Annotated in this window: 7 protein-coding genes; 5 read left to right on the top strand and 2 right to left on the bottom strand. The window is 68.1% G+C overall.

Annotated features, from left to right (window positions below):
* Positions 1–486: 486 nt before the first annotated feature.
* The gene (locus ACO1BR_RS43590) at positions 487–891 is read left to right on the top strand and encodes a hypothetical protein (RefSeq protein WP_426800667.1); all 405 of its coding nucleotides are present in this window, start codon (positions 487–489) and stop codon (positions 889–891) included.
* A gap of 4 nt (positions 892–895) precedes the next feature.
* Here the strand turns inward: ACO1BR_RS43590 and ACO1BR_RS43585 are convergent, their stop codons facing one another.
* The gene (locus ACO1BR_RS43585) at positions 896–1,492 is read right to left on the bottom strand and encodes a TetR/AcrR family transcriptional regulator (RefSeq protein ID WP_426800669.1); all 597 of its coding nucleotides are present in this window, start codon (positions 1,490–1,492) and stop codon (positions 896–898) included.
* A gap of 152 nt (positions 1,493–1,644) precedes the next feature.
* Here ACO1BR_RS43585 and ACO1BR_RS43580 point away from each other — a divergent pair, with 152 nt between their 5' ends.
* The 4 genes from ACO1BR_RS43580 to ACO1BR_RS43565 all read left to right on the top strand — a co-directional run bounded on the left by ACO1BR_RS43580 (position 1,645) and on the right by ACO1BR_RS43565 (position 5,401).
* The gene (locus tag ACO1BR_RS43580) at positions 1,645–3,114 is read left to right on the top strand and encodes an amidase (protein WP_426800666.1); all 1,470 of its coding nucleotides are present in this window, start codon (positions 1,645–1,647) and stop codon (positions 3,112–3,114) included.
* 429 nt (positions 3,115–3,543) lie between these two features.
* Positions 3,544–3,798, top strand: coding sequence for a hypothetical protein (locus ACO1BR_RS43575; protein WP_426800665.1), 255 nt, complete (start codon positions 3,544–3,546; stop codon positions 3,796–3,798).
* Positions 3,799–4,010: 212 nt separating this feature from the next.
* Positions 4,011–4,388: a PadR family transcriptional regulator gene (locus ACO1BR_RS43570; protein WP_426800668.1), complete on the top strand. Its 378-nt coding sequence runs from the start codon at positions 4,011–4,013 to the stop codon at positions 4,386–4,388.
* Complete coding sequence (locus tag ACO1BR_RS43565; RefSeq protein WP_426800664.1) at positions 4,385–5,401, top strand: hypothetical protein; 1,017 nt, start codon at positions 4,385–4,387, stop codon at positions 5,399–5,401. The genes ACO1BR_RS43570 and ACO1BR_RS43565 overlap by 4 nt, the downstream gene beginning before the upstream one ends.
* 77 nt (positions 5,402–5,478) lie before the next feature.
* Here the strand turns inward: ACO1BR_RS43565 and ACO1BR_RS43560 are convergent, their stop codons facing one another.
* Positions 5,479–6,567 carry an IS110 family transposase gene (locus ACO1BR_RS43560; protein ID WP_426800663.1) on the bottom strand — a complete coding sequence of 363 codons (1,089 nt, stop codon included), beginning with the start codon at positions 6,565–6,567 and terminating at the stop codon, positions 5,479–5,481.
* Positions 6,568–6,647 lie beyond the last annotated feature (80 nt).

The raw sequence follows: 6,647 nt of genomic DNA, 5'->3' as shown, positions 1-6,647 counted from the left end.
GTGCAGCCATGGTCACTGGTCCTCTCATGAGTCCCATCTGACCCGCTGTCAACTCCTTCCGCATCTCGGGGGAAGCTCAGCTGTCGACCATGACCCTGTACTGGATGGACGGGGATCACGCTCAGACATTTCAGCTCCAGTACGAGCCGGGCGAACTCCGCCTGGCCAACTGATCCTTACGCGGCGGCGTCCACAGCGAGTTCGCCCATCGGCGCTGAGCTGGTGGCCGCGCATGCGCCGGAAAACGTCGGTGCCCCGTTCTGCCGCTGGGCGACCGACCGGGACACCGGGACAGACGGTAGAGCGGGCTTCCCTATGGAGGAGGTCCCATATCTGGCGAGCCGTCCAGGACCTGCCGCCGGACGCAGCCGTAGCATCACGGCTCACGTCACTGCCTGTGGTCAAACGGCCGACTACATCTGGGAGCTGGCGGCGACTACCGGGCGTACGCCCGAGGCGATCGCGATCCAGGGGGCTGCCGGGCAGGTGGCCGTCCCGGACACGCCGCTGGCGGCCGATCCCGATGTAGAGCTGCTGTGCCCCGAGGTAGCGGGTGTTTCACAGGACGACGGCGTCCGATGCTCGATGCTCCACGTCGACCCGCACGAGCGGCCCCGCCTCGAAGAGATCTGGGTCAACCTCATCGCCCGGATCGCCGAAGCCGAACGCGAAGGCCGGCTCGGTGAAGTGGCCGGGCTCAGCGTCAGCCTCGCCGGCAGGCGACCGCTTCACCGCCGCAGCCGCCAACAGCTCGAGACGGTCTACCCGACCCAGCAGACGATCAACAGCGGCGATCGCGACCGCCGACCAGCCCGATCACACCCGCCCGGACCCAGGCCACCCCATCCCACCAGCGAAATCAGGATGAAAAGTCCTCACTCCGTGGCGTGACCCTTCACGGGGCGGCCTTCGGGCTTACGACAGCCTCGACGATCCTCATGAGCCGCTCACCCGCGTGCTCGATGCTTCCGTTCTGGGCGCTTACCTGGGCTCCTTCAAGGGCGAAGGTGATCTCCGCGGCCGCCTCGTCCGGATAGGGCAGCCCGGCTCGGGCGCACAGGTCAGTGAGTCGGCGCACCTGGCCGGCCTTATGGGCTTCGATCAGCCGCCGCGCCGGGTGGGTGCGGTCGGGCAGTTCCGCGATGGTGTTGATGAACGGACACCCCCGGTGGGAAATCTCGGGAAGTCCGTCGGCGATGAACCGGGCCATCCCCAGGATCTGCGCCCGGGGCTCGTCGGGGTGTGCGGTCTCCAACTGGTCGAACACAGCGGTGTAGTCGGCTGCGACGATGCGCAGCCATTCCTCGACCAGCGCGTCCTTGGTCGCGAAATGGCGGTACAGCGCCATCTTGGTGGTCTCGGCCCGGCTGGCGATCGCCTGGACACCCACCGCCTTGATCCCCTCACGCGAGAAGAGGTGCTCCGCCGCGTCGAGGATCCGCTCCCGGGGCGGCAACTTGGCCACCCTGCTCTGCCTGCTGGCTCTGTCCATGTTCGCCATACGGCCCCTCATCGGTCCCGTGGGGCGGTCCACCGCCCTGGCCGCAATGCTACGGTACCGCTCAGTCCCACACGATACCGATCGGTCTCATGAGGTACCGATCGGTATCGCCAACCGATATCGATGCTCCTGAACGGACGAAAATGAAGCTCTCCGAGTACGTGAGCTACGACGGCGTCGGCCTGGCAGACCTGGTGGCTCGCGGCCAAGTGACTCCCGCCGAGCTCGCCTCGACCGCCCAGCTGGCGTCCGACGTGGTGAATCCACAGATCAACGCCGTCGTCGAGACCTGGCCCGCACAGGACACGCCGGCTCCGGGCAGTACGCCACTGGCGGGGGTGCCCTTCCTGATCAAGGACCTTGCCGTCGCGATGGCCGGCAAGCGGGTGGAGCTGGGCAGCCGTATCGCCACCGGAAACGTCGCCGGGGCCGACTCATCGCTCATGGCACGCTTCCGTCGCGCAGGGCTGGTGACGCTCGGACGCACGGCAACTCCGGAGTTCGCATACAGCACCACCACGGAAGGCGTCCTGTACGGCGCCACCCGTAACCCCTGGGACCCGACCCGTAGCCCTGGCGGCTCCAGCGGCGGCTCGGGAGCCGCCGTCGCCGCAGGCATCGTCCCGATCGCGCACGCCACCGATGCAGCGGGCTCCATCCGTGTTCCCGCGGCCAGCAACGGTCTGTTCGGGCTGAAGCCAACCCGCGGTCGGATCTCCATGGGCCCCGACGCGGACGAGGTCTTCAACGGGCTCGCCGTCCACGGCGTGCTCAGCCGCTCGGTACGCGACAGCGCCGCGCTGCTGGACCTCGTCCAGGGCCCCGAGGTCGGCGACCCCTATTTCGCCCCGCGGCCGGAGCGGCCCTACGCACAGGAGATCACTCGCTCCCCGGGGAGCCTGCGGATCGGCCTCCTTACGCGGCCCTGGGGCGGTCGGGCAGTCGATGGCACCGTCGTCGATGCCACACTCCGCTCCGCACGACTCGTCGAGTCTCTGGGGCACCGGGTGGAAGAAGTCCAGGTCGACCTCGCAGTCAGCTGGGAGGAATTCATCCTGGCCAATGCCCGCCTCTGGAGCACCAATCTGGTGACGTGGATCGACGGCTTCGCCGCGGCTTTCGAACGACCCGTCGACTCCACCACTGTCGAACCCGAGATGCTGGCCAGTTACGCCTACGGACAACAGGTCAGCGGGGCCGAGTTCGTCCACGCGCTCGCGATGCGCAACAGCGTCGCGCGCGCGATCGGCCAGTACTTCACCGACCACGACGTGCTGCTCACCCCGACCCTGCCCGAACTGCCCGTCCCCTTGGGCACGTACGCCGGGAGTGCCGAGGGCGCCGACGGTCTCGGCTGGCTCAAGCAACTCCTCCACCGCTCGCCCTTCACCGCCGCGTTCAATGTCGCGGGCACCCCCGCCATGTCCGTCCCCCTGGAGACCGACCTCGCCACCGGACTCCCGATCGGCATCCAGTTTGCCGCGGGATTCGGACGCGAGGACGTCCTCTTCCGTCTCGCCGGACAGCTGGAACAGGCCGCTCCCTGGGCGCAGCGAACCCCCACCGTGTGGGCGAGCAGCCACCACAACGCCTGCTACGTAGCACCCACCTGAGTGACCATCTCGGCACTGGCAAGGTGCCTTTCGCGGCATCACAGAGGTGGGGTCCTACTTCGTTACGGCGTTGGGGCGGCCCAGACCAGAGCGGCGGAACCATGGTCCCCATCACGGTTCCGCCGCTCGTAGGCTCCCTTCGACTCTGCCCTGTCCAGGGAGCGGTTACCTATGGCATGATTTTAACCTTTTACGTCGCTCGTATGAAGCAAACGCGCATCCGGTGGTTCAACAGAGTGGCCGGGGCGTCTCTGCGATCTTGGCTGCACGGTCGCCCCCTGGCCGAGCCGTGCCTGGCTGCGATGCGTGCGGCATGCTGAGCCTGGCGTCTCATCCGAGGCGCCGTATGGCCCGCAGGGGAAGGCCGTCCGGCCCTACGGATCGGAATCGAGTCGGCGGAGTCTGGCAGGACGGCGAAAGAAGACCGCCATGAACGAGCCGGACCCCCGCATCGAGCGCCTTATCAACGAGTTCTTCGCCTCTGGGTGCGTCCTTGGGGAGGAAGCCCACGTACGCTGGCGCGCCGAAAGGGAACTCGACCCGGTCACGGTGCTGTTGATCCGGTCCTGGTCCACAAACCGCGCTCTGAGGGCCTTCGAATTGGACGTCTCAGACGCCCAGCGGTCACAGTTGGTAGCTGATCACCACTGGCTGAATCGGTGGCTCGCAGCGGGTCGGGCATGATCCCGGCTCGACTCACCGGACAGACCCTAGTGGGCCGCCAGCAGCGCCCCGATGCAACGTGGGGTTGCTGTTGCAAGCGCCACCCGATGATGCGGAAGTGAGGTCCGACGCCTGGTTGCCGAGCTCGCTGGGCATGGCGGGGTGAGGGCGACACCCTTGCGCCCCCTATATATCGGAAGGCAGGATATAGTGCGAGCATGGCTTCCAGAGGTATGACGCAAGCTGCGTTCTTCGTCCTCACCGCACTGGTCGACGAACCGCGGCATGGTTACGGGATCGTGCAGGTGGTGGACGAGCTGTCCGAGGGGTATGTGCAGCTGCGGATCGGCACGTTGTACGGCGTGCTGGACCGTCTGGCGGCCGATGGGCTCATCGAGCTGGACCGCGAGGAGGCGCAGCAGGGCCGGCTGCGCAGGTACTACCGCCTCACCGACGCCGGTGGGGCGGCTCTGTCCGCCGAGGCGGAGCGGATGGCGGCCGGGGCACGCGCTGCGACGCAGCGGATGGCCGCCCACCGCCCCACGACCGCCGGGCCGGCTGCCGCCGGCCGATCGGTGCGTCACCCGGGAATCGCCGGAGGCACCGCATGACGACCGTGCTCGAACAGCGCTACCGCACCGTCCTGCGCCTGCTGCCCTCCTACTACCGCATGGAGGGGGAGGAGGAGATGGTGGAGACCTACCTGCACGGGATCGACGAGCAGGACCAGGACGAGATGCGCCCCGCCTGGGGCGAGATGGCCAGTATCGCCGCCCTCGCCCTCCGCACCCGGATGGGCGCCTCCGGCGCCCCGACCCGCTACGCCACGCTCGGCGCGACGGTGCGCCTCTTCGCGCTGCTGAGCGTGTTGCTGCATGCGGCCTCCGCACTGACCGAACGGGCGCTCCTCCTCGCCTGGTTCGAAGGCGCCCCCGCGCCGGACCAAGAGCTGTTCCGGGGCGGCTTCACCGACCACGGCGCTCTGCCGGGGTCGTACGAGGCGGCGTTGTGGCTGCTCCCGCTGGCCTGGACGGTGGCCTACGTGGCGCTGCTGCGCGACCACAGGCGCACCGCCTTCGTATCCGCCGTCCTCGCGGCCCTTCCCGACCTGGCGTCAGCCATGCGTGACATGGACGCCGGATGGGGCACCGCGGCGGTCGCCCTCTCGCTTGCGACTGCGCTGTTCTCCTCGCTGACCGTCCTTGCCCTGTGCTGTGGCTTCCACTGCGATGCCCCGCCTGCCAGGCTCCCGCTGGTGTCAACCGGGCCGGCCCTCATGGGCACCTGCGTCCTCGTGGGCGCGTCGACCGTGGTTTTGTGGCCGCGGATTGCAGACGCGGGATGGGGCGAAGGTTCGGCATTCATTGCCGCGGCCGTTGTCTGGCTGGTCGCCCGGCGCCGGTCACCGAAACACGTGGCAGACCCCGCACTGCCCCTCGCACTGGCCACGCTCGGCCTCGCCGTCCTCGTACGGCGGATCCTGGTCCTCGCGTCCTGGGCCCAGAACACTCCTGGCTCTCTCATCGCCGCCTTCACCGTGCAGACGGGCATCATCGCCCTCCTGGCGGCTGCCCTGGCCGCGACCGGCACCCGCAGTCTGACCGCACGGTTCAGGACGGGCTGAACCAGGCAGCCACGACCGCCCTCGCACCGGTCGCCGCAGCAAGCCGACCTCACGCTCAAAGAAGCCCCTATGTTGTGTCAAGCGGTGGGAGCGGTGGGTGGGGACATCGCAAATCGGATGATGCCGAAGAGGTCTCGGGCCACATACCGCTTGAGGCAGCGGACGACGTCTCGTCGGCTACGGCCTTCTGTGGTGCGTCGCTGAAGGTAGGAGCGGCTGCGCGGCTCGTCTCGCAATCGGGTCAGCACGATCCTCCACAGGGCGGCGTTGGCCTGCCTGTCTCCACCTCGGTTGAGGCGGTGGCGGTGCGTTCGTCCCGAAGACCTCTCCACTGGGCTCACCCCGCACAGGGCTGCGAAGGCACCCTCGCTCGTGAGCCGGCCGGGGTTGTCTCCTGCCGCGATGAGCAACGTGGCAGCGCTGTCCGGCCCGACTCCGTACTGATCCAGCAGGGCGGGAGCGACTGTTTTGACCTTGGTGACGAGCTGGTTCGTGAGGTCGCGTATCTCGGCGGCGAGGGCGTGGATTCGGCGTGCGAGCGTGCGCAGGGTGTAGACCGCCGCGGCTGAGCCGGGCCATTTCGCCTCCTCCAGCTGGGAGCAGGCTGTGATCAGGGCGAGGGTGCCGAGTCCTGCAAGTGCCTCGCGAAGTGCCGGGTCGGCGTTGACGAGAATTGCCTTGAGCTGGTTGGTTGCCTGGGTGCGGGCCTTGACCGCCGAGTCCTTGGCCAGCTTGTACAGACGCATGTCTTCCACCGGCCCGTCACCGTCCTTGGGGACCGCGGTGGCCCGTCGACTGACCACGGCCTGGGCAGCCGCCTCAGCGTCTACCGTGTCGTTCTTGCCATGGCGACGGCGCATGGCGCGATCGGGACGGTTGACCTCGATGACGTCAACGTTCTTTGTCCGCAGGAACCGGGCGAGCGCGGCTCCGTAGGATCCGGTGCCTTCCACCCCGGCTCGGCGCACCTCGCCGTGTTCCCGGGCCCAGGCCAGTAGCTGCCGGTAGCCCACAGCGGTCGCGGGGAACCCCGCGCTGTCCAGCACCAGACCAACAGTGGTGGTCACGGCAGCAACGTGCATGTCCTTGTGGGTGTCAACGCCCAGGACGACTTCGTGATTGTCATGGACAGCAGTGGGCGGCACGGACACGATGGAAGTGGTCATTTGAGCTTCCCCCGAGATGCGGAAGGAGTTGACAGCGGGTCAGATGGGACTCATGAGAGGACCAGTGACCATGGCTGCAC

It is taken from the genome of Streptomyces sp. YGL11-2, assembly GCF_050054615.1.
GTDB lineage: Bacteria > Actinomycetota > Actinomycetes > Streptomycetales > Streptomycetaceae > Streptomyces.
Note: the sequence above shows the minus strand (reverse complement) of the source record. Positions and strands in the feature narration are given on the sequence as shown.